Origin of the sequence: Pseudomonas sp. IT-P395, from assembly GCF_949767675.1 — a bacterium.
GTDB lineage: Bacteria > Pseudomonadota > Gammaproteobacteria > Pseudomonadales > Pseudomonadaceae > Aquipseudomonas.
The window spans coordinates 117,736-142,895 of sequence record NZ_CATKPW010000009.1 but is presented as its reverse complement, the minus strand read 5'-3'; the positions used below and the strand labels follow the sequence as shown (position 1 = coordinate 142,895).

General features: G+C 60.5%; 21 protein-coding genes and 3 pseudogenes. 10 read left to right on the top strand and 14 right to left on the bottom strand.

The genetic code is table 11. The annotated features are described in order from the left end of the window. Window positions 1-164 precede the first annotated feature (164 nt). Together ACM6IN_RS08030 and ACM6IN_RS08025 are read right to left on the bottom strand one after the other, a co-directional pair. Window positions 165-617, bottom strand: coding sequence for a DMT family transporter (locus tag ACM6IN_RS08030; RefSeq protein WP_095114263.1), 453 nt, complete (start codon window positions 615-617; stop codon window positions 165-167). 3 nt (window positions 618-620) lie between these two features. Continuing rightward, on the bottom strand, window positions 621-1,106 hold the full coding sequence (locus ACM6IN_RS08025; protein WP_016987941.1) for a DMT family transporter: 486 nt from the start codon (window positions 1,104-1,106) through the stop codon (window positions 621-623). Between the two features lie 113 nt (window positions 1,107-1,219). Between ACM6IN_RS08025 and ACM6IN_RS08020 the strand changes: the two genes are divergently transcribed. Further along, window positions 1,220-2,155, top strand: coding sequence for a LysR family transcriptional regulator (locus ACM6IN_RS08020; protein ID WP_414915735.1), 936 nt, complete (start codon window positions 1,220-1,222; stop codon window positions 2,153-2,155). Between the two features lie 208 nt (window positions 2,156-2,363). Here the strand turns inward: ACM6IN_RS08020 and ACM6IN_RS08015 are convergent. The 3 genes and pseudogenes from ACM6IN_RS08015 to ACM6IN_RS08005 form a co-directional block, all read right to left on the bottom strand. Continuing rightward, window positions 2,364-2,957, bottom strand: a pseudogene (locus tag ACM6IN_RS08015) (methyl-accepting chemotaxis protein); the annotation flags it as partial. Window positions 2,958-3,269: 312 nt separating this feature from the next. Beyond that, a pseudogene (locus ACM6IN_RS08010) lies at window positions 3,270-4,046 on the bottom strand (cache domain-containing protein); the annotation flags it as partial. A 194-nt stretch (window positions 4,047-4,240) separates the two neighbouring features. Next, window positions 4,241-5,557 carry a Na+/H+ antiporter family protein gene (locus ACM6IN_RS08005; protein ID WP_414915734.1) on the bottom strand — a complete coding sequence of 439 codons (1,317 nt, stop codon included), beginning with the start codon at window positions 5,555-5,557 and terminating at the stop codon, window positions 4,241-4,243. Between the two features lie 48 nt (window positions 5,558-5,605). Between ACM6IN_RS08005 and ACM6IN_RS08000 the strand changes: the two are divergent. After that, window positions 5,606-7,102, top strand: a pseudogene (locus tag ACM6IN_RS08000) (HAMP domain-containing protein); the annotation flags it as partial. Between the two features lie 102 nt (window positions 7,103-7,204). Next, on the top strand, window positions 7,205-7,960 hold the full coding sequence (locus ACM6IN_RS07995; RefSeq protein ID WP_414915738.1) for a methyl-accepting chemotaxis protein: 756 nt from the start codon (window positions 7,205-7,207) through the stop codon (window positions 7,958-7,960). Between the two features lie 338 nt (window positions 7,961-8,298). On the opposite strand, the gene ACM6IN_RS07990 is transcribed toward ACM6IN_RS07995, so the two are convergent. The 4 genes from ACM6IN_RS07990 to ACM6IN_RS07975 are packed head-to-tail and all read right to left on the bottom strand — an operon-like array spanning window position 8,299 to window position 10,900. Beyond that, the gene (locus ACM6IN_RS07990; protein WP_123376975.1) at window positions 8,299-9,612 is read right to left on the bottom strand and encodes a sensor histidine kinase; all 1,314 of its coding nucleotides are present in this window, start codon (window positions 9,610-9,612) and stop codon (window positions 8,299-8,301) included. Continuing rightward, on the bottom strand, window positions 9,609-10,277 hold the full coding sequence (locus tag ACM6IN_RS07985; protein WP_414915733.1) for a response regulator transcription factor: 669 nt from the start codon (window positions 10,275-10,277) through the stop codon (window positions 9,609-9,611). Before ACM6IN_RS07985 ends, ACM6IN_RS07990 begins: the two co-directional genes overlap by 4 nt. 3 nt (window positions 10,278-10,280) lie before the next feature. After that, window positions 10,281-10,592 (bottom strand): PepSY domain-containing protein, encoded by a 312-nt coding sequence (locus ACM6IN_RS07980; protein ID WP_007915591.1) that lies wholly within the window; start codon window positions 10,590-10,592, stop codon window positions 10,281-10,283. Continuing rightward, window positions 10,592-10,900 carry a PepSY domain-containing protein gene (locus ACM6IN_RS07975; protein WP_414915732.1) on the bottom strand — a complete coding sequence of 103 codons (309 nt, stop codon included), beginning with the start codon at window positions 10,898-10,900 and terminating at the stop codon, window positions 10,592-10,594. The genes ACM6IN_RS07980 and ACM6IN_RS07975 overlap by 1 nt, the downstream gene beginning before the upstream one ends. Window positions 10,901-11,092: 192 nt before the next feature. Here ACM6IN_RS07975 and ACM6IN_RS07970 point away from each other — a divergent pair, with 192 nt between their 5' ends. The 5 genes from ACM6IN_RS07970 to codA all read left to right on the top strand — a co-directional run bounded on the left by ACM6IN_RS07970 (window position 11,093) and on the right by codA (window position 16,320). Continuing rightward, a complete protein-coding gene (locus ACM6IN_RS07970; RefSeq protein WP_007915589.1) occupies window positions 11,093-12,172 on the top strand; it encodes a patatin-like phospholipase family protein in 1,080 nt (359 codons plus the stop codon). An 85-nt stretch (window positions 12,173-12,257) separates the two neighbouring features. Further along, a complete protein-coding gene (gene queD, locus ACM6IN_RS07965) occupies window positions 12,258-12,614 on the top strand; it encodes a 6-carboxytetrahydropterin synthase QueD (RefSeq protein WP_007915588.1) in 357 nt (118 codons plus the stop codon). Window positions 12,615-12,756: 142 nt separating this feature from the next. Then, window positions 12,757-13,569, top strand: coding sequence for an alpha/beta fold hydrolase (locus ACM6IN_RS07960; RefSeq protein ID WP_414915731.1), 813 nt, complete (start codon window positions 12,757-12,759; stop codon window positions 13,567-13,569). Between the two features lie 217 nt (window positions 13,570-13,786). Continuing rightward, window positions 13,787-15,058 carry a cytosine permease gene (gene codB / locus ACM6IN_RS07955; protein ID WP_007915586.1) on the top strand — a complete coding sequence of 424 codons (1,272 nt, stop codon included), beginning with the start codon at window positions 13,787-13,789 and terminating at the stop codon, window positions 15,056-15,058. 14 nt (window positions 15,059-15,072) lie between these two features. After that, window positions 15,073-16,320, top strand: a complete 1,248-nt coding sequence (gene codA / locus ACM6IN_RS07950) for a cytosine deaminase (protein ID WP_095114259.1) — start codon at window positions 15,073-15,075, stop codon at window positions 16,318-16,320. Window positions 16,321-16,573: 253 nt separating this feature from the next. Here the strand turns inward: codA and ACM6IN_RS07945 are convergent, their stop codons facing one another. Continuing rightward, window positions 16,574-17,554 (bottom strand): diaminopimelate epimerase, encoded by a 981-nt coding sequence (locus tag ACM6IN_RS07945; protein ID WP_414915730.1) that lies wholly within the window; start codon window positions 17,552-17,554, stop codon window positions 16,574-16,576. Between the two features lie 236 nt (window positions 17,555-17,790). Here ACM6IN_RS07945 and ACM6IN_RS07940 point away from each other — a divergent pair, with 236 nt between their 5' ends. Further along, window positions 17,791-18,942 carry an MFS transporter gene (locus ACM6IN_RS07940; protein WP_007915581.1) on the top strand — a complete coding sequence of 384 codons (1,152 nt, stop codon included), beginning with the start codon at window positions 17,791-17,793 and terminating at the stop codon, window positions 18,940-18,942. 93 nt (window positions 18,943-19,035) lie between these two features. Next, window positions 19,036-20,544, top strand: coding sequence for a trypsin-like serine peptidase (locus ACM6IN_RS07935; RefSeq protein ID WP_414915729.1), 1,509 nt, complete (start codon window positions 19,036-19,038; stop codon window positions 20,542-20,544). A gap of 54 nt (window positions 20,545-20,598) precedes the next feature. On the opposite strand, the gene ACM6IN_RS07930 is transcribed toward ACM6IN_RS07935, so the two are convergent. The 4 genes from ACM6IN_RS07930 to ACM6IN_RS07915 all read right to left on the bottom strand — a co-directional run bounded on the left by ACM6IN_RS07930 (window position 20,599) and on the right by ACM6IN_RS07915 (window position 25,122). Continuing rightward, a complete protein-coding gene (locus ACM6IN_RS07930) occupies window positions 20,599-23,025 on the bottom strand; it encodes a TonB-dependent siderophore receptor (protein WP_414915728.1) in 2,427 nt (808 codons plus the stop codon). A 98-nt stretch (window positions 23,026-23,123) separates the two neighbouring features. Continuing rightward, entirely contained in the window at window positions 23,124-24,107 is a 984-nt protein-coding gene (locus ACM6IN_RS07925; RefSeq protein ID WP_095114256.1) for a FecR family protein, read from the bottom strand. A gap of 40 nt (window positions 24,108-24,147) precedes the next feature. After that, the gene (locus ACM6IN_RS07920) at window positions 24,148-24,639 is read right to left on the bottom strand and encodes a sigma-70 family RNA polymerase sigma factor (protein ID WP_414915727.1); all 492 of its coding nucleotides are present in this window, start codon (window positions 24,637-24,639) and stop codon (window positions 24,148-24,150) included. A gap of 105 nt (window positions 24,640-24,744) precedes the next feature. After that, a complete protein-coding gene (locus ACM6IN_RS07915) occupies window positions 24,745-25,122 on the bottom strand; it encodes a c-type cytochrome (protein WP_007915575.1) in 378 nt (125 codons plus the stop codon). Window positions 25,123-25,160: the final 38 nt, after the last annotated feature.

Sequence of the window (25,160 nt, the reverse complement as noted above, 5' to 3'; positions counted from 1 at the left end):
TCGATCCCGCAGCGAAGGAACCCCGAGCCCCAGCGAGCGGGCCGCACGTAGGAGCAAGCGTTTTTGGTTACTTTTGAGGCGTTTGTCAAAAGTGACCCGCCGTAAGGGCGGAACCCTAAGCCGCCGTGACCGCAGCAACGGATATGTACTCAACTAAACCCAACTCACCCAGCCTGACGCGAACTCCTATACATAAACACCAAAGCCACCCCCAAACACACCATCGCCAAAATCCGCGAACCAGAAAGCTCAATCGCCGGATTCCCCAACCAGCCAAAATTATCAATCAACATCCCCATCCCCAACTGCCCGACAATCACCGCCACCGTCGCCACAGCCGTCCCCACCACCGGCACAGCCCCGACCATCACCATCATGTACACCACGCCAAACAGCGCCCCGGTCAACTGCCACTTCGGCACATCCAAAAGACTCACCGCATGGGCCGGCTCAAAAAACAAAATCAACAACCCGGTCGACACCGCACCCACAACAAACGTCAGCAAACTACTGCGCAACACCCCGACGCTCTCGCCCAGACGCCCATTGATCGCCGCCTGCACACTCAACACCGCACCGGCCAACACCACCACCGCCAACAAAATAACCAGACTCATCACTCACCCCCGCGCAATCAAAACCAAAGCCACCACAATCAACCCCAACGCCAGCCACCGCTCGGCATTGACCTTCTTGCGCGTCGCGCCGAACCAACCGAAATGGTCAATCAACACACTCTTGCCAACCTGCCCGGACAGAATCGCAATCATGGTCATCGCAATGCCGATATGCGGCGTCGCCAGGGTCAGCACCACCACATACATCGGCCCCAGAAACCCGCCAATCAACTGCCAGCGCGGCAGATCAGTCAGTGCCGGGCCTTTTTGCGGGCCAGCGAACAACAACAGCAAAAACAGAATCGCCGAGCCCACACCAAAGATGCTCAAGGTCGCCCACAGATGCCCGACCTGCACGCCCAACGGCCCGAGCAACCCCGCCTCCACCGACAAGCCCATGCCCGCGAGAATCACCAGCGGCAGCAACAACAAGCGCAACCCCGACTTCGTCGCCGGCGCGCTAACGCTCACCTCATCCAACGTCTGCATAAACAACCTTCCACTCAAGTAAACGATGGCGCGGATTATCGGCTGGCGCAGCTGTGCGATAAATGGGAGCATCCGGACAACACTTTTGCGCAATACGCACAACAGGATCATCCATGCACGGGCTCAACGAACTCGGATTCAAGGCACTCAGGCTGTTTGTGGCCGTTCTCGATCACGGCAGTTTTTCCGAAGTCGCCCGCCGCGAAGGCGTGGCGCCCTCTTCAATCTCCCGGCAGATTCAATTGATGGAGCAGGCGCTGAACCAGCAATTGCTCTACCGCCACACCCGCGCCGTCACGCCGACCGAAGCCGGGCGCATGCTCGGTCATCACGCGCGGCTGGTGCTGGTGCAACTGGAAGAAGCCGAACAGGCCTTGCAGGAACAGCAAAGCGAGCCCACCGGGCTGGTGCGCATCAACGCCCCGGTGGTGTTCGGCCAGCGGCATCTGACGCCGTGGCTGGGCAAGTTGTGTGCGCGTTATCCGAAGCTGCAACTGGATATCCAGCAGACCGACCACTACGTCGATCCATTGCAGGAAGGCGCCGACCTGCTGTTCCGCATCGGCCCGTTGCACGACTCGAGCATGCAGGCACGGATTCTTGCGCCGCATCGCTTTCAGGTCGCGGCCAGCCCGGCGTATCTCAAGCGCCACGGTACACCGCAGAAACCCGAAGATCTGGCGCAACACCAATGCCTGGCTTACAAAGGCGCGACCGGCCAGCAACGCTGGTTTTTCCGCCGCGAGGGCGAGGACTGGACGCCCTACTCGGTGAAAGGCCCGATCACCGGCAACCACGCCGACACCCTCACCCAAGCCGCGGAACAGGGTTTGGGGCTGGTGATGTTTCCGTCTTGGCTGATTGGCGAAGCCGTGCGCGATGGCACGCTGGTGCCGGTGCTGGGGGAATATCAGGTGTCGAACAGCCTGGAGCCGCAGCAGATTGCGGTGTTGTGGCCGGGGAGCCGGCGGTTGTCGGTGAAGGTGCGGACGGTGATTGATTTCTTCGTCGAATGCTTTGGTGAAGTGCCCTACTGGGATAGACCTTGAGGGGCTGAAGATCAAGAGCCCCTCACCCTAGCCCTCTCCCGGAGGGAGAGGGGACTGATTGGGGGATGCTGTGGAACTACGCCGACCTGAAACAGCTTTACCGAATCCATAATCGACTGAATCTTTCAGGTCGATGTATGACGCAAGACACTTCGGTCAGTCCCCTCTCCCTCCGGGAGAGGGCTAGGGTGAGGGGCTTTTCAAGCGGTCAAATACGGAACTGGCCGACGAGTTTGCCAAGGCGCTGCCCCAGCTCCGCCAGACTGCGCGAAGTCTGTGCACCCAACTGCGTTTCATCGGCCACGCTGTCCACCGCCACCGCAATCTGGTGCACGCTGCGGTTGATCTCTTCGGCCACCGCCGTCTGCTCTTCCGCCGCACTGGCAATCTGCGCGTTCATCGAGTTGATCGTCGCGATCAGCTCGGCCATGGCATCCAGCGACGCCCCGGCCTGATTAGCCTGCTGTGAAGTGCCGTCACCCGCCTCGCTGGAACGGCGCATCGCCTCGACCGCCGACTGCGTACCCGCCTGCAAGCGATCGATCATGCCCTGAATTTCCTGGGTGCTGATCTGCGTGCGACTGGCCAATGCCCGCACCTCATCCGCCACCACAGCAAAGCCGCGCCCGGCTTCACCAGCCCGCGCCGCCTCAATCGCCGCGTTCAGCGCCAACAGGTTGGTCTGTTCGGCAATCGAACGAATCACTCCGAGCACGCCAACAATCGAGGTCACGTCTTGTTGCAGGCTGTCGAGCGACACGCCGCTGCTGCGAATGTCATCGACCAGCGCATGAATCTGCTTGATGCTGCCGGCCACCACACGCTTGGCGCTCTGGCCTTCTTCGTCGGTCTGCTGGGCGGCGACGGCAGCGTTCTGCGCGCTCTTCGCTACTTCCTGCGCGGCGGCGGACATTTCATTGATCGCCGTGGCGACCTGATCGGTTTCGTGACGCTGACGCTCCATCGCCTGATCGGAGCGCTGGGCCTGATCCGACACTTGGGTGACCAGCCCGGTCAGTTGCGTGGTCATCTCGGTGATCTGCCGCACCAGACCATGGATCTTGTCGACGAAGCGGTTGAACGAGCCGGCCAGTTCGCCGAGTTCATCCTGGCTGGTGATGTTCAGGCGACGGGTCAGATCGCCCTCGCCCGCTGCAATGTCATCGAGGTTGGCTTTCATCAGGGTCAACGGACGCAAAATGGTATTGGCCAGCAACATCCCCGCCGCCGCGATCACCAGCAGCACCACCACCGCCACGCCGACGATGCTCAGCACCACGCCTTGCATACGCTCCTGCACTTGCGCTTCGACCTGTGCGACTTGCGCTTCGATGCCGTCGAGGTTGACCGAGGTACCGACCGCCATGTCCCACTTGGCCAGGTATTCGGTGTAACCGAGTTTCGGTACCAACACCTTGGCATTACCCGGCAACGGCGAGCTGTATTGCAGATAGTGCGTACCGTCCTTCGCCACTTTCACCAGGCCGAGGTTGACGTAAACGCCGTTCGGGTCGCGGTTGTCTTTAAAGCTTTTGCCCACGCCTTCGGGGTCGTTGGCCTTGAACAGGCGCACGGTCTCGGAGTCGTAGCCGAAGAAGTAGCCGTCCTTGCCGTAGCGAATGCCGGAGAGCAGTTTGATCGCCTGGGCGCGTGCCTCGTTATCACCCGGCGCGGCCGCGTCGTACAGCGGCTTGATCGTGGTCATGGCCACGGCGACGTAACTTTGCAGGGTGGCTTTGGCATCGCCGAGCAGGCGTTCGCGGGTCTGTTCGACCTCTTTGTGCGCCTGTTCCTGAAGGATGAACAGCGTGGTCAGGCTGATGACCAGGGCAAAGAGCAACACCGGGAGAACGGCGAGGGACAGGACTTTAGCCTTGAGGCTCAGGCGCATTGTGGGAGCTCACTCTTTTGGTTTTATTGGCGTGGTTAAAGGCTTTAACGGCACGCCATCACAAAAGTTGAGTCTGCAGACATTGCATCTACCTGTGGGAGCGGGCTTGCCCGCGATGGCGGTGTGTCTGACACATAAATATTGAATGTGCCGACGCCATCGCTGGCAAGCCAGCTCCCACAGGTTTCAGGGGTTCAGAGAACCATCGCGGCCACCCAGCCGAACGCCAGCAGCGGCAGGTTGTAGTGCAGGAACGTCGGCACCACGGTGTCCCAGATGTGGTGATGCTGGCCGTCGATGTTCAGACCGGAGGTCGGGCCCAGCGTCGAGTCCGAGGCCGGCGAGCCGGCGTCGCCCAAAGCACCAGCGGTACCGACGATGCACACGATAGCGATCGGGCTGAAGCCCAGTTGCACGCACAGCGGCACGAAAATCGCCGCCAGAATAGGCACCGTGGAAAACGACGAACCAATCCCCATGGTTACCAGCAACCCGACCAGCAGCATCAACAACGCGCCGATGCCCTTGCTGTGATTGATCCACGACGCCGACGACTCGACCAGGGTCTGTACCTCACCGGTGGCCTTCATCACCTCGGCAAACCCGGAGGCGGCGATCATGATGAAGCCGATCATCGCCATCATCTTCATGCCCTCGGTGAAGAGGTCATCGGTCTCGCGCCATTTCACAATGCCCGACACCGAGAAGATCAGGAAACCGACCAGCGCCCCGATAATCATCGAGTCCAGCAGCAGTTGCACGATGAACGCAGCGGCAATCGCCACACCGGCAATCATCAGGCTCAGCGGGTTGTACTGCACCGCCACTTGCTCGACCTGCTCAATCTTCGCCAGGTCGTATACGCGCCGCTTGCGATAAGTGATGAACGCCATCACCAGGCCGAATACCATGCCCAGCGCCGGAATGCCCATGGCGTGGGTGACATTGATGCCGCTGATATCAACACCGCTACGGGCAACGTTGGCCAGCAGGATTTCATTGAGGAAGATGTTGCCGAAGCCCACCGGCAGGAACATGTACGGCGTGATCAGACCGAAGGTCATGACGCAGGCGATCAAGCGGCGATCGAGTTGCAGCTTGGTCAGTACATAGAGAAGTGGCGGCACCAGTAGCGGAATGAACGCGATGTGGATCGGCAGGATGTTCTGCGAAGCGATCGCCACGACCCACAGCAAGCCGATCAGCAGCCATTTGACGCTGCCACCGCCGGTCGCATGCTGGCGATCAACCATCGCCAGCGCCTTGTCAGCCAGGGCATGGGCCAGGCCCGACTTGGCAATCGCCACGGCGAAAGCGCCGAGCAACGCGTAGGACAACGCCACCGTCGCCCCGCCGCCCAGGCCGCTGTTGAACGCCTTGAGCGTGGCGTCGATGCCCAGGCCACCGGTCAGGCCGCCGACCAGCGCGCCAACGATCAAGGCGATCACTACGTGCACGCGGGACAGGCTGAGAATCAGCATGACGCCGACTGCCGCTATGACTGCATTCATTTCACTTCCTCGAAAAACACTGCGGTGGAAAACCGACCGCCAGACAGAATGAGTCCGCCAACGGTTCACCGGCGGATTTGCAAAGAGGGTCTTATTAGAAGGGCGCGCACTGTGCCGCAGAGTGGCCGCAGTGTCAAAGCGAGTGGGCGATTTCGGCTGCGGCAATCGGTCATATTGTGTTTCAAGGATAAAGAAAGCCGAAACGCGGCCGTTACAGTGCAAAGTCTCAGATATTTATCGAATAAGGACGTCTCCATGTCGCTCAGACAACTTTCCATCCAATGGAAAATCACCCTGCTCGCCGGCCTCTGCCTGGCCGGTATCGTGACCCTGTTGGTGGGTCTTTCGCTGTATCGCATGGAGCACAGTTCTGAACTGGTGAAAGCTTCGAGCATGGAGATGCTCACCGAGTCGGCGCAAGCGCGCATCGAGTCGCAAGGTGAAGTGCAGGCTGCCGGCATTCGCCAGCAATTCATGGACGCCTATCAGTACGGCCACGGTTTCTCGCGGCAGGTGCTGTTCCTGCGCGAACAGGCCGAGAAGCGCTTCCTCGATGCTTTCGATCTGCGTGAAGACATGACCCGTCAGGTCAAATCGGCGCTGCAAGCCAACCCGGACCTGCTCGGCCTATCGCTGGTGTTCGAAGCCAACGCACTGGACGGCAAAGACGAACTGTTCGCCGGCCAGGCTGAACTGGGCAGCAACGACAAGGGCCGTTTCGCTCTGTACTGGTCGCAACCAACGCCGGGCAAAGTCACCTCGATGGCCCTGCCGGAAAGCGACATGGCCGACACCAGCACCGGTCCCAGCGGTCAAGCGGCCAACGCCTGGTTCACCTGCCCGCGCGCCACGCTCAAGCCGTGCGTGATCGAACCGTACTTCTATGTGATCGACGGGCAAAACGTGCTGATGACCAGCATCGTCTTCCCGCTGATGGTCAACGGCAAAGTCATCGCCTCGCTGTCGGTCGACATCAACCTCAACAGCCTGCAAGCCATCAGTCAGGGCGCGAGCAAAAAGCTCTACGACGGCCAGACCGCCGTGAGCATCATCAGCCCCGCCGGCCTGCTCGCCGGTTACAGCCCGGATGCCGGCAAACTCAGCCAGCGTCTGGATGCGGTGGATAAAACCAGCGGCGCCGAGTTGCTCAGCAAGCTCGCCTCCAGCACAAGCGTCAGCAGCCTGCACAGCAACGGCCAGTTGAAAGTGCTGTCGCCATTTCAACCGATTCCCGGGGGTCCGTCGTGGGGCGTGCTGCTGGATGTGCCAGAGAAAGTCCTGGTCAGCCGCGCCGAAGCGCTCAAGCAACAACTGGACGCGAGCAACAACTCCGGCACGCTGATCGAATTGAGCCTCGGCGTGCTGGCCGCGTTGATCGGCTTGCTGCTGGTGTGGCTGATGGCGCGCAGCGTGACCAAGCCGATCCTCGGCGTGGCGCACATGCTTGAAGACATCGCCAGCGGCGAAGGCGATCTGACCCGCCGTCTGGCCTATGACAAAAAGGACGAACTCGGGCAACTGGCCGGTTGGTTCAACAAGTTCCTCGACAAGTTGCAGCCGATCATTGCCGAGGTGAAACGCTCGGTGCAGGACGCGCGCAACACCGCCGACCAGTCTTCGGCCATCGCCACGCAAACCAGCGCCGGCATGGAGCAGCAATACCGCCAGGTCGATCAGGTTGCCACTGCCTCCCACGAAATGAGCGCCACCGCGCAAGACGTCGCCCGCAGCGCCGCGCAGGCTGCCGAAGCCGCCAAGGATGCTGATCGCGCGACCCGTCAGGGCCTGACCGTGATCGACCGCACCACCGCCAGCATCGACACCCTCGCCGCCGACATGAGCGCAGCCATGATGCAAGTCGAAGGCCTGGCCGCCAACAGCGAGAAGATCGGCGCCGTGCTGGAAACCATTCGTGCGATTGCCGAGCAGACTAACTTGCTCGCGCTTAATGCCGCGATCGAAGCGGCGCGCGCCGGTGAGGCCGGACGCGGTTTTGCCGTGGTAGCCGACGAAGTCCGCAACCTCGCCCGCCGCACACAAGAGTCGGTGGAAGAGACCCGTCAGGTCATCGAGCAACTGCAAACCGGTACGCAAGATGTGGTTGGTTCGATGGGCAACAGCCATCGTCAGGCTCAGGGCAGTGTCGAGCAGGTTGGCCAGGCTGTGACGGCGCTGCGCCAGATCGGCGATGCGGTCACGGTGATCAGCGACATGAACCTGCAGATTGCCAGTGCGGCGGAAGAGCAAAGTGCGGTGGCCGAGGAGATCAATAACAACGTGGCGACGATTCGCGATGTGACCGAGTCGTTGTCCGGGCAGGCGAATGAGTCGGCGCGGGTGAGTCAGTCGCTCAATAGTCTGGCGAATCAGCAGCAGAGTTTAATGGATCAGTTTCGGGTTTGATTCGCAGGTTGTGGGGTGTCAGTGAGATTCCCCCCTCACCCCAGCCCTCTCCCCCCAAGGGGGGCGAGGGGGAAAGGGAGCCGATCTCCATGTCATTCAAAACCTGAGTTCGACTCGGCATTTCAGGTCATGGGGAAGCTTTCAAAACCCGAGTTCGACTCGGTATCCATGTCACCAGAGGCTTTCAAAACCCGACTTCGACTCGGTATCTCATGTCACCGGAAGGCTTTCAAAACCCGACTTCGACTCGGTATCTCACGTCGGCGTACCTCGAACAAACACCTCGGTCAGTCCCCTCTCCCTCCGGGAGAGGGTTAGGGTGAGGGGCTTCTAAAGGCTCACCGCCGAGGCAACTCGATTACCACCTTCAACCCGCCCCACTCACTCTCGCCCAACACCAGCAAACCACCCCAGGTCTCGACAATATCGCGGACAATCCCCAGCCCCAGGCCATGCCCGTGGGTCTGCTCATCCAGCCGCGTGCCCCGGCTGAATACCTCGGCGCGCTGTTCTTCGGGAATCCCCGGACCGTCATCTTCCACGCTCAGGGCAAAGCCGTCCGTACGCTCGATCACACTCAGGCGCACTTCGGCATCCGCCCACTTGCAAGCGTTGTCCAACAGATTGCCGAGCAACTCGAGCAAATCCTCACGATCCCACGGCAGTTGCAATCCCGCCGGCGCGACATAACTCAAGGCCAGATGCTCGCCGTGAATCATGTTCAGGGTCGCCAGCAATCCCGGCAGTTCCGCATCGCAATCAAACAGCGCACCTGGCAACGCATCACCGGAGAGCCGCGCACGGTTCAACTCGCGATTAAGCCGTTGCTGCACCTGCTCCAGTTGTTCCTTGAGGACCTTGCGCAACTCGGGATGCGCATCGAGTTTTTCGCTGGACGCCAGGCTCAACAGCACCGCCAACGGCGTTTTCAAGGCGTGCCCGAGATTGCCCAAGGCATTGCGCGAGCGCTTGAGGCTGTCTTCGGTGTGCGCCAACAAATGGTTGATCTGCGCCACCAGCGGTTCCAGTTCCACCGGCACCTGTTCATCGAGTTGTGAACGCTGGCCCTGCTGCAATTGCGCAATCTGCTCGCGGGCCTTTTCCAGTGGTTTCAAGGCGCGACGCACGGTCAGCCGTTGCAGCAGCAGAATCAACAGCAATGCCGCCAGACCCAGGCCCAGGCCGATCTGGCGCATGCGCTGAAAGCTCTCGCGCACCGGCGTGTAATCCTGCGCGACGCTGATCGAAATCGATTGGCCCAGGCGTCGATAGTCCGAACGCAGCACCAGCAATTGCTGACCGTCAGGCCCCAGTTGCAGATTGCTGTGCAGCCCGGGATGGTCGAGCAGCGGCAGATCCTGATCCCACAACGAACGCGAACGCCAATGGCTGTCGGCAAAATCAATGCGGAAATAGTGCCCGGAAAACGGCCGCTGATAAGCTGGCGACAAATGCCGCTCATCCAGTTGCAGGCCTTGCGGCCCGCGCACCAATGCCACCAGCAGACTTTCGCTGTCGTTGCGCAGACCGGCTTCGAGATAGCGCTGCAAACCCACTTCGAACAACCACAGACTGGTTTGCGCCACCACCACACCGACGACCACCATCACGCTGATCAAACCCAGGCTCAAGCGGCGTTGGATCGACCTCACGAAGCTTGCCCGCCGAACAGGTAACCCTGACCTCGACGGGTTTCGATCACACTTTTGCCGAGCTTGCGCCGCAGGTGATTGACGTGCACTTCGAGGACGTTGGAATCGCGCTCGGTTTCACCGTCGTAGAGGTGTTCGGCGAGGTGGCTTTTGGAGAGGATCTGCTCCGGGTGCAGCATGAAATAGCGCAGCAGGCGGAATTCGGCGGCGGTCAATTGAATGTCGGCGCCGTCGCGCACCACGCATTGGCGACCTTCGTCCAGATGCAGACCGGCCGCCTGCAATGTGGGTTGATTGGCCTGGCCTTTGGAGCGACGCAGCAGCGATTGAATGCGCAACTGCAACTCTTCGGGGTGGAACGGTTTGGTCAGGTAATCGTCAGCGCCGGCCTTCAGGCCTTCGATGCGCTCGGCCCAGGAATCGCGCGCCGTGAGGATCAGCACCGGAATCGCCAGACCGCCGGCGCGCCACTGCGCCAGCACTTCAAGCCCCGGCACGCCCGGCAGGCCGAGGTCGAGAATGATCAGGTCATACGGTTCGCTGCTGCCCTGATACAGCGCATCACGACCGTCCGCCAGCCAATCGACCGCATAGCCCTGCCGTTGCAGGCTGGAGAGCAATTCGTCAGCCAACGGTACGTGGTCTTCCACCAATAGCAAACGCATCGATCAATCTTCCTTGTCTTTCACAAGTTCACCGGTATCAGCCTTCAAGTGCAGCTCACGGGCGACACCTTCGACGGTCAGCAACTCGACTTCATAAATGTAGACGTCGTGTTTTTCTTCCAGCTCGACTTCCAGCAGTTTCGCGCCGGGATAGCGGTCCATTGCCTGCTGCAGCACTTGCTCCAGCGGCAGGATCACGCCCTGCTTGCGCAGATCAAGCGCCTCGTCCGGACCGAGGTCGCGAGCCATCGCCGTCGAGCAACACATCACCAGCGCCAACGCCGTACGGCGGGTGGCGCGAACATTAACCTTCATTACGTATCCTGATGATCCTTGAGAACCTGCCCAGTCACCGCGTCTAATTCCAGATCCCACTCCAGCCCCTGCGGATCACGCATTTCGATCTGGTAGATGTACTTGCCGTACTGCTCTTCCAGCTCGGTATCGGTGATCGTCGAACCCGGGTGTTTTTCCAGCGCCGTGGCGTTGAGCTTCTCGAAGGAGACGATAGTACCAGCGTCGCGCAGACGCAGGGCTTCGTCGGGGCCGAGATCGCGGGCGTGGGCGAGGTTGGCGGTGAAGCCGATGATCGCGGCAACGGACAGGGCAGTCAGGGTTTTCATGGGGTCTCCGTATTTTTATGTGTTGCTTACGGTGGGCACCTTAGCGAGATGAACTTAACTGAAACTGAATTGCCATCATTGCCCCAGCTCAACACATGCCCCCGTGTAGGAGCTGCCGCAGGCTGCGGCAGCTCCTACAGGATTTTGTAACATGTGCTTATAATTGTTCGCTTGCTAACGATCGAGACCGGTATGACCGCCATCCACATCAAATTCCCCGCCCTCACCCTCAAGGCCGGCCCACGTGCCATGGCGCGCATTCGTGCCCAAGGCCTGAACGCCGCCGACGTCGGCACCCTGCCCGGCGCGGCCGGTGGACCGAAGGCGTTGGGCATTCAGGGACTGGATCTGGCGTTGTTCGGTGAATGGCTGCCGAGTGCACCGCGTGAGCGTTCGCTGATCGGCGCCTCGGTCGGTTCCTGGCGCTTCGCCAGCGCCTGCCTGCCGGACGCCGCCGAAGGCATTCGCCGCCTCGGTCATCTGTACGCCGAGCAGAATTTCAACAAAGGCGTGACCATGGCCGAGATCAGCCAGAGTTCGCAGCGCATGCTCAACGACCTGCTCGACGGTCGCGACGCGAGCATCCTCGACAACGCGCATTACCGGCTGAACATCATGGTGGTGAAAAGTCAGGGGCGTCTGGCCGATGACCATCGCGGCCGACTGGGTCTGGCACTGGGCTCGGTGATTGCCGACAACCTGCGCGGTCGCGCGCGGCTGTCGCGGCACTTCGAACGACTGATCATCCACGACCCACGCCTCGCCCCGCCGGTCAATGCGCTGAACGATTTCCCGTCGCGCTTTGTCGCCCTGAATGCCGGCAATCTGCGTCAGGCCTTGTTGGCGTCGGGATCGATCCCGATGGTCATGGAAGGCGTACGCGACCTGCCGGGCGCCGGTGCCGGGACGTTCCGCGACGGTGGCCTGCTCGACTATCACCTTGACCTGCCCTACAGCGGCGACGGCATCGTGCTTTATCCGCACTTCACTGATCGGGTGATTCCCGGCTGGTTCGACAAGACCCTGCCATGGCGCAAGGCCTCGGTGGAGCGCTTGCAGGACGTGCTGCTGCTCGCGCCTTCGAAGGAATATCTGGCGCGCCTGCCCTACGGCAAACTCCCCGATCGTAATGATTTCAAACGCTTCATGGGCGATGCGCCGAGCCGGCAGAAATACTGGCACGCAGCGATGGACGAGAGCCGTCGCCTCGGCGATGAGTTCCTTGAACTGACTGCCAATGGTCGCCTCGCCGAGCGCTTGCTGACCCTTTAGTCAGCACGGCCAAAGACAAGCTGGTAAACTCGCCGCCTGCCCGAATCGCTGCGGCGAACGCCATCTGAACAGAGCCGAAAATACCGTGGAAATCTTCAAAGAGTTTACTTTCGAATCCGCCCACCGCCTGCCGCACGTCCCGGACGGCCACAAGTGCGGGCGTCTGCACGGTCACTCGTTCAAAGTGGCGCTTCACCTCAGCGGCGACCTCGATCCGCACACCGGCTGGATCCGCGATTTCTCTGAAATCAAAGCGATCTTCAAGCCGCTGTACGAGCGTCTCGATCACAACTACCTGAACGACATTCCCGGTCTGGAAAACCCGACCAGCGAAGTGCTGGCCAAATTCATCTGGAATGAAATGAAGCCGTTGTTGCCGGAACTGAGCGCGATCCGTATTCACGAGACGTGCACCAGCGGTTGCATCTATCGCGGTGAATAACCTGACGTAGATCTCCCTCGTAGGAGCTGCCGAAGGCTCCTACAGGGGGATTGGTGTTTTGTCTGGGAAATAGAGAACAGCCCGCGAGGCTGTTTTTTTACGCCTATGCTTTTTGGCTCCCACCCGCCAAGAGGACAGGCCCATGACAGACTGGCTGCTGGATCAGGTCTTTGACTTCAACGGGCATCCCGTTCATTACGCCATACGCGGCGACGGCCCGCCGCTGGTGTTCGTGCATGGCACGCCGTTTTCGTCATACGTGTGGCACCGGATCGCGCCGCACTTTTTCGCCACGCATCGCGTGCATTACTTCGACCTGCTGGGCTACGGGCGCTCCGAGCAACCTGACGCCGATGTCTCTCTCGGCGTGCAAAACCAACTGTTGGCGCAGTTGCTCGACCATTGGAATATTGCAAACCCCGACGTCGTCGCCCACGACTTCGGCGGCGCGACCGTGTTGCGTGCGCATCTGCTCAACGGCAAGGATTATCGCAGCCTGACACTCATCGACCCTGTGGCCCTGACGCCCTGGGGTTCGCCATTTGTGCAACATGTGCGCCTGCATGAAGCGGCGTTCAGTGGCCTGCCCGACTACATCCAGCGCGCCATCGTGCCGACCTATATTCGCGGGGCAATTCACCGCGATATCCCCGACGACGAAATCGCACCCTACGTGCAGCCGTGGCTCGGCGATCCCGGGCAAGCGGCGTTCTATCGGCAGATTGCACAGATGGACGAGCGCTATACCCGTGAAGCAGAAAGCCTGTACCCGACGATCCGCTGTCCGGTGCAGATTCTCTGGGGCGAAGAGGACCAGTGGATCCCCATCGAGCGTGGCCGAGCGTTACATCAAATGATCCCGGGATCACAATTCCACCCGATTGCCAACGCCGGCCACCTCGTCCAGGAAGACGCCCCCGAAGCCATCGTCGCCGCCCTGCTGCGCTTCCTCTGACCTTGATCGTTCCCACGCTCTGCGTGGGAACGATCAAAAACAAGATCAAAAGATCGCAGCCTTCGGCAGCTCCTACATTGGGGCTCCGGTGTATTCAGGTGCACTGTTTTCGCGCTTGCCGACGCGACTCGTCTATACATAACCCGCGCCATCCGGCATTTGGCACGACCACTGCAACCCTCCCCAGCGTCTCCTCTATTCCAGCAAGGACCGCCCCATGACGCAGAACGATCCCGGCAACGATTACCCCCTCAGCGAAGTCCCCATGCATGCGCGCAAAGGCCTGGCCTCCACGGCGATGGTGTTACTGGGCTTCACGTTTTTCACCGCAACCATGTTTGCCGGCGGCAAGCTCGGCGTGGCGTTCAGTTTCGGCGAGATGATGGCGGTGATCATCGTCGGTAATCTGCTGCTGGGTTTGTACGCGGCAGGCCTGGGTTACATCGCTTTCAAGAGCGGCCTCAATTCGGTGTTGATGGGCCGTTTCTGCTTCGGCGAAGTCGGCAGCAAGCTCAGCGACCTGATCCTCGGTTTCACCCAGATCGGCTGGTACGCCTGGGGCACGGCGACGGCTGCCGTCGTGATCGGTAAATATTTCAATCTCGACGAAAGTACGGTGCTCGGCCTGATGGTGCTGTTCGGTCTGCTGTTCTGCGCCACAGCCTACGTCGGTTATCGCGGACTGGAGATCCTCTCGTACATCGCGGTGCCGGCAATGATGTTGCTGCTGATGCTGTCGATGTGGGTGGCGACGGTGAAAGTCGGAGGATTCGAGGGTTTGCTCAGCGTTGTGCCAAGCGGTTCGCTGGACTGGTCGACGGCCATTACGCTGGTATTCGGCACCTTCGTCAGCGGCGCAACGCAGGCGACCAACTGGACACGCTTCTCGCGCTCGGCCCGGGTGGCGGTGCTGGCCAGCCTGATCGGTTTCTTCATCGGCAACGGCCTGATGGTATTGATCGGCGCTTACGGCGCCATCGTTTACCAACAACCCGACGTGGTTGAAGTGCTGCTGTTGCAAGGTTTCGCCATGGCGGCGATGGCCATGCTGTTGCTGAACATCTGGAGCACCCAGGACAACACCATCTACAACTTCGCCGTCGCCGGTTGCAATCTGCTGCGCACCGGCCGGCGCAAAACCGTGACCCTCGCCGGTGCGGTGATCGGCACTCTGCTCGCACTGCTGGGCATGTACGACATGCTGGTGCCTTACCTGATTCTGCTCGGCACGGTGATTCCACCGATTGGCGGGGTGATCATGGCGGACTTTTTCTTCCGTTGGCGCGGGCACTATCCGCGTCTGGCCGACGCACGGTTGCCGGCGTTCAACTGGCCGGGCCTCGGGGCCTATGCGGTCGGCACTGTCGCCGCGTTCAGCTCGCCTTGGGTCGCGCCACTGGTAGGGATCGCCGCTGCCGCGCTAACGTATGTCATCGTCACCGGCGTGCTCGGCGCTCGCAGCGCGAGCGCGCCACTACAAGACCTATAAAAAGGATTCGCCTGATGCACATCATCAACGCCCGTTTGCGCAACCAGGAAGGTTTGCACGAATTACACCTCGAAGACGGCCTGATCCGCAGCATCGCCCGGCAGACCGAAGCGCCCACTCTCGGCCCGGATGACCTCGACGCCGGCGGCAATCTGGTGGTGCCGCCCTTCGTCGAACCGCACATTCACCTCGACGCCACCCTCACCGCCGGCGAGCCGCGCTGGAACATGAGCGGCACGCTGTTCGAAGGCATCGAGTGCTGGGGCGAGCGCAAGGTCACCATCACCGAAGAAGACACCAAGACCCGCGCCAAGAAAACCATTCAAGCCTTGGCCGCGCACGGCATCCAGCACGTGCGCACCCACGTCGACGTCACCGACCCGCAACTTACCGCGCTCAAAGCCATGCTCGAAGTGCGCGAGGAAAGCCGCCACCTCATCGATCTGCAAATCGTCGCGTTTCCGCAGGAAGGCATCGAGTCGTTCCGCAACGGTCGCGAGTTGATGGAAGAGTCGATCCGCATGGGCGCGGACGTGGTTGGCGGCATTCCGCATTTCGAGTACACCCGCGATCAAGGTGTGAGTTCGGTGAAGTTCCTGATGGACCTGGCCGAGCGCACCGGTTGCCTGGTCGACGTGCATTGCGACGAAACCGACGACCCGCATTCACGCTTTCTTGAAGTCCTCGCCGAAGAAGCACGCAGCCGCGACATGGGCGCCCTCGTCACCGCCAGCCACACCACGGCGATGGGTTCTTACGACAACGCTTATTGCGCCAAACTGTTCCGTCTGCTCGGCCACTCCGGGATCAGTTTTGTCTCCTGCCCCACCGAGAGCATTCACCTGCAAGGGCGTTTCGACAACTTCCCGAAACGCCGGGGCGTGACCCGTGTGAATGAATTGCTCGAAGCCGGCATGAACGTCTGTTTCGGCCAGGATTCCATCGTCGACCCGTGGTATCCGCTGGGCAACGGCAACATCCTGCGCGTGCTTGAGGCCGGGCTGCACATCTGCCACATGCTCGGTTACCGCAACCTGCAAAGTGCGCTGGACCTGGTCACGGATAACAGCGCCAAAGCCATGCACCTGGGTGAGCGTTATGGTCTGGAACAGGGGCGTCCGGCGAATCTGCTGATTCTCTCGGCAGACAGTGATTACGAGGTGATCCGCAGTCAGGGCTTGCCGTTGTACTCGATTCGCGGCGGCAAGGTGTTGATGAAGCGGCAGATGCCGGTGGTGGAGTTCAGTGGTGAACTGAGCTGAGCTGAGATCTGCGGCGGGGCTGATGGCCCCATCGCTGGCAAGCCAGCTCCCACAAGGATCTGTGGCGCACCGCAGATCCAATGTAGGAGTGAGCCAGCTCGCGATAGCGCACTGGCATTCAATAAAGATGTTGTCTGATCTACCGCTATCGCGAGCAGGCTCACTCCTACAAGGGTTCAGTGGCGTACACAAATGAGGTGTTCACCACAAAACCCTGTGGGAGCCTGGCTTGCCAGCGATAGGGTCTTTGAATTCAGCCCATCAACCGCGCCGTACCAAACAACCTGACCCGCCGCAATTCACCCTCTGCTTCTTCGAGCAAAATCGGCGCCGTGCCGCCGGGCATGACCACCTGCACTTCTCCCGCCTCGACCCAACCCACCCGCCAAGCCGCCGATGCCACGGCACTGGCACTGGTGCCGGAGGACGCCGTCGGCCCTTCGCCGCGTTCAAATACTCGCGCGAGGATTTTCTGTGGTGATTCCAGCACCGCCCATTGCAGATTGACACCTGCCGGGCATGGATCTCCGGCACCGGTGGGCATGGCGTAGGCGATTTCGGTCAGGCCTTCGTTCAGGGGTGATTCACGCATTTGCTCGTTGCTCGGCAAAGTAGATACATCGCGGAGCAGCGTTACGCAATGCGGATTGCCAATGCGCACGAATTGGCTATGCGCCCAGTCGGAATCAAGTTGTGCCAAGGGCTGGACGTGGCTCACGTCGCGAGCATTGAACTCAATGCCTTGAACAGTCTGCGCACCGACCGCATCCGGTCCAAATCGCGGTTGGCCGAGATCGAGCCAGAAGCCTTTAACACCTTCGACTTCAGCCGGTTTCGCCGAGGTCTCCACGGCGTAACCCTTGTCGTGATGCACGCGCAACAAAGCACCCTCCTCTGGCATCAAGCCTTGCTCGGTCAGCGCCTGCGAGAAAATCGTCAGGCCATTGCCACTGCGCTCGGCGAGCGTGCCGTCGGTGTTGACGATCAGCACGTCGAATGGCGGCGACGTCTGGAACGGGCCGATCAGCAGGCCGTCACTGCGGTGGGACTTGCTGTTTGCCGGGCGTTGGTCTTCGGGCCAGTCGCAGCAGAGTTTGATTGCCGCTGCGCTCCAAGAGTGACGCGCAGAGGCGCATTCAGTGGCGCTGACGGGCAAAACAATGCCCGCGTCGCGCAATGCCTGCGGCGCAATCACCCCATAGATATTGCCCCGTGCATCGTAGAATTGCGTCATCAACCTTAGTCCCTGCTACCGAAGAATCCCACTGTAAACCGAATCCCCTGTAGGAGTGGGCCTGCTCGCGATAGCGGTGTATCAGGCAAAAAAATATTGACTGACAAGCCGCTATCGCGAGCAGGCTCGCTCCCACAGGGTAGGATGTCGTCTGCACGTCCCCGAGCATCGGCGATCGAACCTCGTCGCTGAATCAGTGTCCTTCGGGGACGCGATGTTTTTTGCCAAGGATCGATATGACCAGCCTCAACCCCCAAGACACCTTCGTCCCCGGACGCCTGCAACAGATGTCCACGCGCATCGCCTTTTTCATCGCCGGACTCGGTATCGCCGCGTGGGCGCCGTTGGTGCCGTACGCCAAGGCCCGTGCCGGACTGGATGAAGGCACGCTGGGGTTGCTGCTGTTGTGCCTCGGCGTCGGTTCGATTCTGGCGATGCCGTTGGCGGGGATTCTGGCCACACGCTTTGGCTGTCGGCGGGTGGCCACCGGCGGCACGCTGCTGATCTGCGCGGCGCTGCCGTTACTGGCGACGGTGTCGTCGATACCGGCGCTGATCGCTACCCTGTTCATGTTCGGCGCCGGCCTCGGTACGGTGGATTCGACGGTGAACCTGCAAGCGGTGATCGTCGAACGCGCCAGCGGCAAGAACATGATGTCGGGTTTTCACGGCTTGTTCAGTCTCGGCGGGATTGTCGGCGCGGCGGGTGTCAGCGCCCTGCTCGGCCTCGGCTTGACGCCTCTCGCAGCCATGTTGGTGGTGGTCGTGGTGCTGATCGCGGCATTGTTCAAATGCGTGCCGCACATGTTGCCTTACGGCAGTGAAAGCTCCGGACCGGCATTCGCCATCCCTCACGGCATCGTGCTGTTTATTGGCGGGATGTGCTTCATCGTGTTCCTGACTGAAGGCGCGGCGCTGGACTGGAGTGCGGTGTTTCTGGCGCAGGAACGCGGGATCGACACGGCGTACGCGGGGTTGGGTTATGCGGCGTTTGCATTGACCATGACCGCCGGACGTTTGCTGGGTGACCGCATTGTGCGGATTGTCGGTGCCACGCGGATCATTCTGTTTGGCGGTCTGTTGGCTGCGGCTGGCCTGTTTCTGGCGACATTTGCGCCGAGCTGGCAAGCGGCACTGGTGGGTTATGCGCTGGTCGGTGCCGGCTGTTCGAACATCGTGCCAGTGCTGTACACGGCGGTGGGCAAGCAAACGGTGATGCCGGAAAGCATCGCGGTGCCGGCGATTACCACTTTGGGCTATGCAGGGATTCTGGCAGGGCCGGCGGTAATCGGTTTTGTCGCCCATGCCAGTAGCTTGAGCTTTGCCTTTGGCTTGATGGCGGTATTGTTGGTCGCGGTGGCCATCGGCGGTAAGACATTGAAAGTATGAAGATTGGCGCGACACCTGTCAGGTTTGACAGTAGACAGGCCTTGACCCTTTGAATCATGGTGATTTCCAGCCACGCGGAAATGGAAATCTGTCATGAATATTCGAATTGGATCGGCTGTTGCACTTATCGCTCTTCTCCAGGGATGCGCCTCCGTCAATCGATACGACTGGGGCGAAGGCGGAGCCAACTTTGCTCCCGCTGAGCGGCTGGCCAATGCCAAAGGACGTTATGCGCATTGGCAAGCCATTGGCCGTGTCGAAGTTGAAGGCGGCATGACCTGCTCCGGTACACTCATTGACACACGAGAACCCGGTACTGTGTCGAATCCGGCTTATGTACTGACCTCCGGACACTGCACACATCCGGAGATAGGCAATAACGAGGTCATCGTCAATCAGCCTGCAAAGGGTCGGGTTACGTTCAATTATTTTTTCGACACGCAACCGCACAGTCGCTCCTATGCGGTAAGCCGGATTGGCTGGAGCACGCTGCGTGGCCAAGACATCTCCATCGTTGAACTTGAACAGCCTCTGGAACAGTTGATCAGCGACGGTATCGAGCCTCTGAAACTGGCGCATGCCCCCTTGCCCCCCGAAGAAAACATTTTGATCACCGGCGCGCCCGTGAACGGCTTCATTCAGCGAATGGCATGCAAACAGGAACATTCGGCAGCGGTCATCGAAGGCCCGTGGCGATGGGTAGGACAATCGAGCAACCGTTGCCTCGATGTTGTCAGTGGATTATCCGGCTCACCATTGCTTGCGCGTTATACCAATGAAGTCGTGGCTGTGTTGGGCACTACCACGCGCGGAAGTGAGCGTAATCGATGTGACAAGGGCGCCCCCTGTGAGGTCGTTGCCGGGCAGGTCAACAAGCGAACTGACACCAACTACGCCTCCACAACCGAAGGCCTGGGTGCTTGCTTCACCAAGGGGCGTTTCGACCCGCGTCCGGGTGACTGCCCGCTGGGAGCGGCATGGTCTTTTCCGACATCATCGCAAAACAGCGATTACATCAAAGTCGAGCGTGACGAGCACGGACAAGTCGTGCCATGGCATTGGCTGCAAACCTTCGCATTGAGCGCTCCCTACTACCGCTATCGCTATACGCGCACGCTGGACGAATGCCAGTCGCTTGCTGGGTATAGCCAGGTACAAACCGCTCGCCCTGGTTCCGAGAATCAGTTGAACCATGAACTCAAAGAAGGTGCGGGGCTATATTTTCTCTGCCTGATTGGTCAACAGCGGCCTACGGACGTGCCAAAACAATCGGATGGAAAAACCCCCAACATCTATTGGCGGTGGTTGCTGGAAGCACCAGCGCCGTTGGCGCCGGCCTATAAAATCGAATGGGTGGGTGACGATGACTACGATGTCAGGGTTTTTCCGGTCTCACCGGATCTGGATCCCTTTCAATTTCAATACAAGTCCGGGCAGCCCGGGAGCATCAACTGCAATGACGGGCTGGGATTCCAGCGCGTATCGCCCTCCACGGGCGTGTTCCATGTTTCCGTTGCCAATGGCCGGCAGAACGTCTGCCTCAAAGGCGCAGACCTGGCGGGGAATCCCGGACCGACCATCGACTTTCTGATTCCTCAATAGCTTCAGGCCTGTTGTGGCTGAGTCGTGTGAAACCGGTTCAGCCACAACAGCGTCTTAGAAACCGACGCTGGCCTGCACAAAGAACGTACGCGGCGCGCCGACATACATCCCCGAGTTGTTGTCGCTGGAGCGGGTGAAGTACTGCTTGTCGAAGACGTTCTTCACCCCGGCGCCCAGCTTCAGGTTCGACACCTGCGGTCCGAAGTCATAGCCGCCACGCACGTTCCAGGTCACGTAACCCGGAATGTCGCCGTACTGCCCGTCTGCGGTGCCGTCAGTGATGTAGTTGCCGTTGAAGCTGCCATCAGCGTTAACCCCGGTGCCCGGCGAGCGCTGTTTCGACTGGGCGAAACCGTCGAGGTTGTAGGTCCAGCGGTTGATGTCGTAACGCAAACCGACGGTCGCCACCTGACGCGAATAGAACGGCAGATCACGGCCCTTGAAACCCGGAATCTCGCCTTCATACGTGGCGCGGGTGTAAGTGAAACCGGCGTTGGCGGTCAAGCCATCGAGGCGCGGATCCAGTGCCGCCATGTCGTAGTGCACCGACGCTTCGATGCCTTGGTGCTTGGTCGCGCCGAGATTCGTCCAGCCGACATCGTTGCTGATGTATTGCAGCTCGTCATCGAAGTCGATGTAGAACAGCGTTACCTCACCGCCCCACACATCATCGTTGTAGCGCGTGCCGATCTCGTAGGTCTTGGCCTTTTCCGGCTCCAGGCCATTGGCGGTCTGATCACCCGAGCCGCCCTGACCGAGCTGGAAATACTGCAGGCTGCCGAACGAGGTTTCATAGTTGGCGAACAGTTTCCACGCGTCCGACAGGTGATACATCACGCTCAGCGCCGGCAGCGGCTCGTTGCTCTCGATGCTGCGGTTTTTCGCCTGCACCGGTTTGCCGGCCGTGTCGAGCACCGCGCGGTCATGCCAGTCGGTGCTGATGTGTTCGAAGCGGATGCCCGGGGTGATGGTCCAGTTGCCGACATCGATTTTGTTGTCGAGGTAGACCGAGTTGGCTTCGGTGCCGCCGGTACGATCCTGGAAAACATGACCATCAGACGTCGGCGTGAGCACCGGCTGATTATTGACCAGCGCCACTCGGCTCGACGATTCGTGCATCGCCTCTTTCAGGTAGCGATAACCGACGCTGACTTCCTGCGTGGTCGGGCCGACATCGAAGACCCGCGAGACCCGTGGCTCGATGCCCAGCGTGTAATACGAGCGCGGATAGGAGCTGAGGGTTTTCTGGTCGCGCGCGGCGATGGTGCTGCCACGGAAACTGTCGGTGTAATAAGTGAGGATTTCCGCCTGGGTGCGTTCGTCGATCTGACGGATCCATTTGAACGACACGTCTTTGCGCCGACCGGTGAACTGATCGTAGTCACGCACCGAGTCATACGGTTTGGCGTCGTACTGTTTTTGCGTCAGACCGCCGGGCATATCGGCCGTGGCGTCGTAGTAGTGAAAGTTGAGGCTGAAATCGTCCTGATCGGTCGGCGCCCAGTGGGTCTTGAGCAGCACGTCGTCGATGTCGTTGCCGTTGTTGCGCTCGCGATAACCGTTACCGTTGACGCCGGAATACAGCAACGCCACGCCCATGCCGTTGTCGGCAGTGCCACCGAGGAACGCCGTATCGATGTGTTTCCAGCCACCGTACTGAGTGGTTTCCAGGGTGGTGCCGATTTCACCGGTGGCTTTTTCCGGGATCGCGCGGGTGACGAAGTTGATCACCCCGCCGACGTTCTGCGGCCCATAACGCACCGAACCGGCGCCACGCACCACGTCGATGCTGTCGAGGTTGCCCGAGGAAATCGGCGCCATCGACAGTTGCGGTTGACCGTACGGGGCGAATGCCGCCGGTACGCCGTCGATCAACACGGTGGAGCGCGGCGACAGACGCGAGGTCAGACCGCGCACGCCGACGTTGAGGGAAATATCGCTGCCGCCAGTGCCGTTGGAATCCTGCACCTGCACGCCCGGGACACGCTTGAGCACGTCGCTGACGTTCATCGCGCCCTGCTCGACCATGGCTTCGCGGCGGATCACCGTGCGCGCGCCGGGATGGTTCTGCACCACGGCGGCGTTGGCATCACCGAGCCAGTCGCCAACCACCTTGATGTCGGTCACGCCCAGTTCCAACGGGCCGTTGCTGGCGGCGGAACTCGCGGCCGGCGACAGCGTTACCGAACCTTCGTTGATCTGATAATCCAGACCGCTGCCCTGCAGCAATTGGCGCAACGCCTGCTCCGGCGAGATATCACCGTCGACTGCCGGCGCCTGTTTGCCGGCGACCAGGTCCGGGCTGAAAAACACTTGCAGCGATGTCTGCTGGCCCAGATCGCTGAGGGCCTGACCCAATGGCTGCGCGCGGATATGAATCGCTTCACCGGCAAACGCCAGCGGCATGGCAGCGTTGACCGCCAGCGCTAGGGCCAGCGGCAGCCAAGGGGATTTTTTGTTGTTGGCAGTGGTGTTTTTCACGTCGTACGTAGTCCTGTGGATCGCAAGAGTGTGCGGCTGTTAATGCAAACCAGTTGCAGTTGAACAGGAAGACGATGAACTCGAAAAAAACCTGAATTTTATTTTGCGATTATTTCCTGACTGCCATCCGCAAGGGTGTGAACGGCCACCGGCAGGATGCTCGGCAAGGCTTTGAGCAAAGCGTCGGTGTTGTCCGATTTGAACACGCTGGTCAGGCGCAGACTGGCCACGGCCGGATTGGCCACGGTCAGCGGCTGCTCACGGTAACGCGAGACTTCGGCCGCGACCTCACTGAGGCTGGCGTTGTTGAACACCAGTTTGCCGCTGCGCCACGCTGTCAGCTCCGCCGGGTTGACTGCATAGGCGGCGGCGACTTTGCCCTGCGCATCGACATAAGTGCCGAGGCCTGCGGTCAGGCTGATGAAGTGATCATCCGCTGCATCGCGCCCCTGCACTTTCACCGTGCCCTGCTCCACCGCTACGCGGGTTTGTGTGACATCGCGGCGCACATCGAAACGCGTGCCGGTGACCGTGACCTTGCCATTTCCGGTCTCGACCACGAACGGTCGCGAGGTATCGTGCGCGACGCTGAACAGCGCTTCGCCTTCGCTCAACTCGATCAGTCGACGATCCTTTTCATAGTGCACTTGCAAGCGGCTGCGGCTGTTCAGATCGATCACCGAACCGTCCGGCAGCGCCACGTGTTTGCGCTCACCCAGCGCCGTGGCGAATTCGGCGCTGTAGCCGCCGGGATGATTCAAACCACTGAACAAACCCAGGCCGAGCGCCACCGCCAGCACACTCGCGGCCACGGCATAACGCAGCATCGGACGGCGCTCGCGGCGAGTGGGCGGCGTTTCAACAAGGGCTTTGAGGCGTGGCGCCGGGAGCAAATCCGCCGCCGACCACAAGCCCTGCAGCAATTGGAATTCGTCACGGTGCTGCGGATGTTGATTCAGCCAGGCATCGAAGCGCTGCTGCTCGTCGGCACTGACGGCCGGCTCCTGCAAACGCACAAACCAGCGAGCCGCGTCATCGCGCACCGTTGTTTGCCCGCACGCGCAATCACGCGTATCCATCATGGAATGTCCTGTTGGGCTGGGGATGAAAAGCTGCGGCGGTTCATGACTGCAACCCGTCGAGGCGATCACGCAGATGCCGCAGGGTGCGGATCATATACTTTTCGACCATGTTCTTGGACAGGCCCAGGCGTTCGGCGATTTCCGCCTGGGTCAGGCCTTCGATCTTCTGCCAGACGAAGATCTTGCGGCAATTGACCGGCAATTCGCTGAGCGCCCGTTCGATGGAGTCAGCCAACTGGATCGCATGCATGTAATGCTCCGGGTCGCCGGATGACGACTCACTGTGATCAATGGCCTGCGACTCCATGGCGCCGCGCCGATCCTCACGCCGATAACCGTCGACCGCGATATTGCGCGCGGTCTGGTGCAAATACGCTCGCGGTTGCTGCACCGCCGCCGAATCGGACTCAAGCACCCGCACAAAGGTGTCGTGCGCCAGATCCTCGGCCTGCGCGCGATTGCGCAGGCGGCGAGTCCAGGTGCCGATCAACTCTTCGTAATGCTCGAAAAAGCCGGGTCTGCGGGGACGCATTGGGGTATGGGCGGCGTGCTGAGGAAAGGGGCGTGAATAGTAATGCTTCCTATTAAGGCGAAGCAATGGATTCCTCGATCCGACCGTCCGGGTCGCCTCGCGAGCTCAGCGTTTTATCGAAATCACACCACTCATGTAGTCATGCAAGTCACGCAGATCCTTAACGCTCCAGGCATGCGGCGGTATTTTTACCCCGTTTTCCTGCAGCGTTTTTGGAATCAGGTTGCCGTTCGGGCGAAGGATGATCGACGACACAATCACCCCCGGATATTCACTCAGGCGTTTTTTGAACGCGGAGGTGGTCAGGTCGGGTGTGGGCGGATTGCTTTTACGCGCCAGCGGTCCGCTGCCTTTTATATCGGCGCCGTGGCACACAGCGCAGCGCTGCGAATAGAGGTTTTTGCCGTTGCTGTTATCCGCGAAGGACACGGATGGTTGGGCGATCAACAAAGCCCCGAGTACAGCGACGAATGCTGTTTTCATTGTTTGCCTCCCTGGCGTTTTTTAAGGTCGCGCATGAT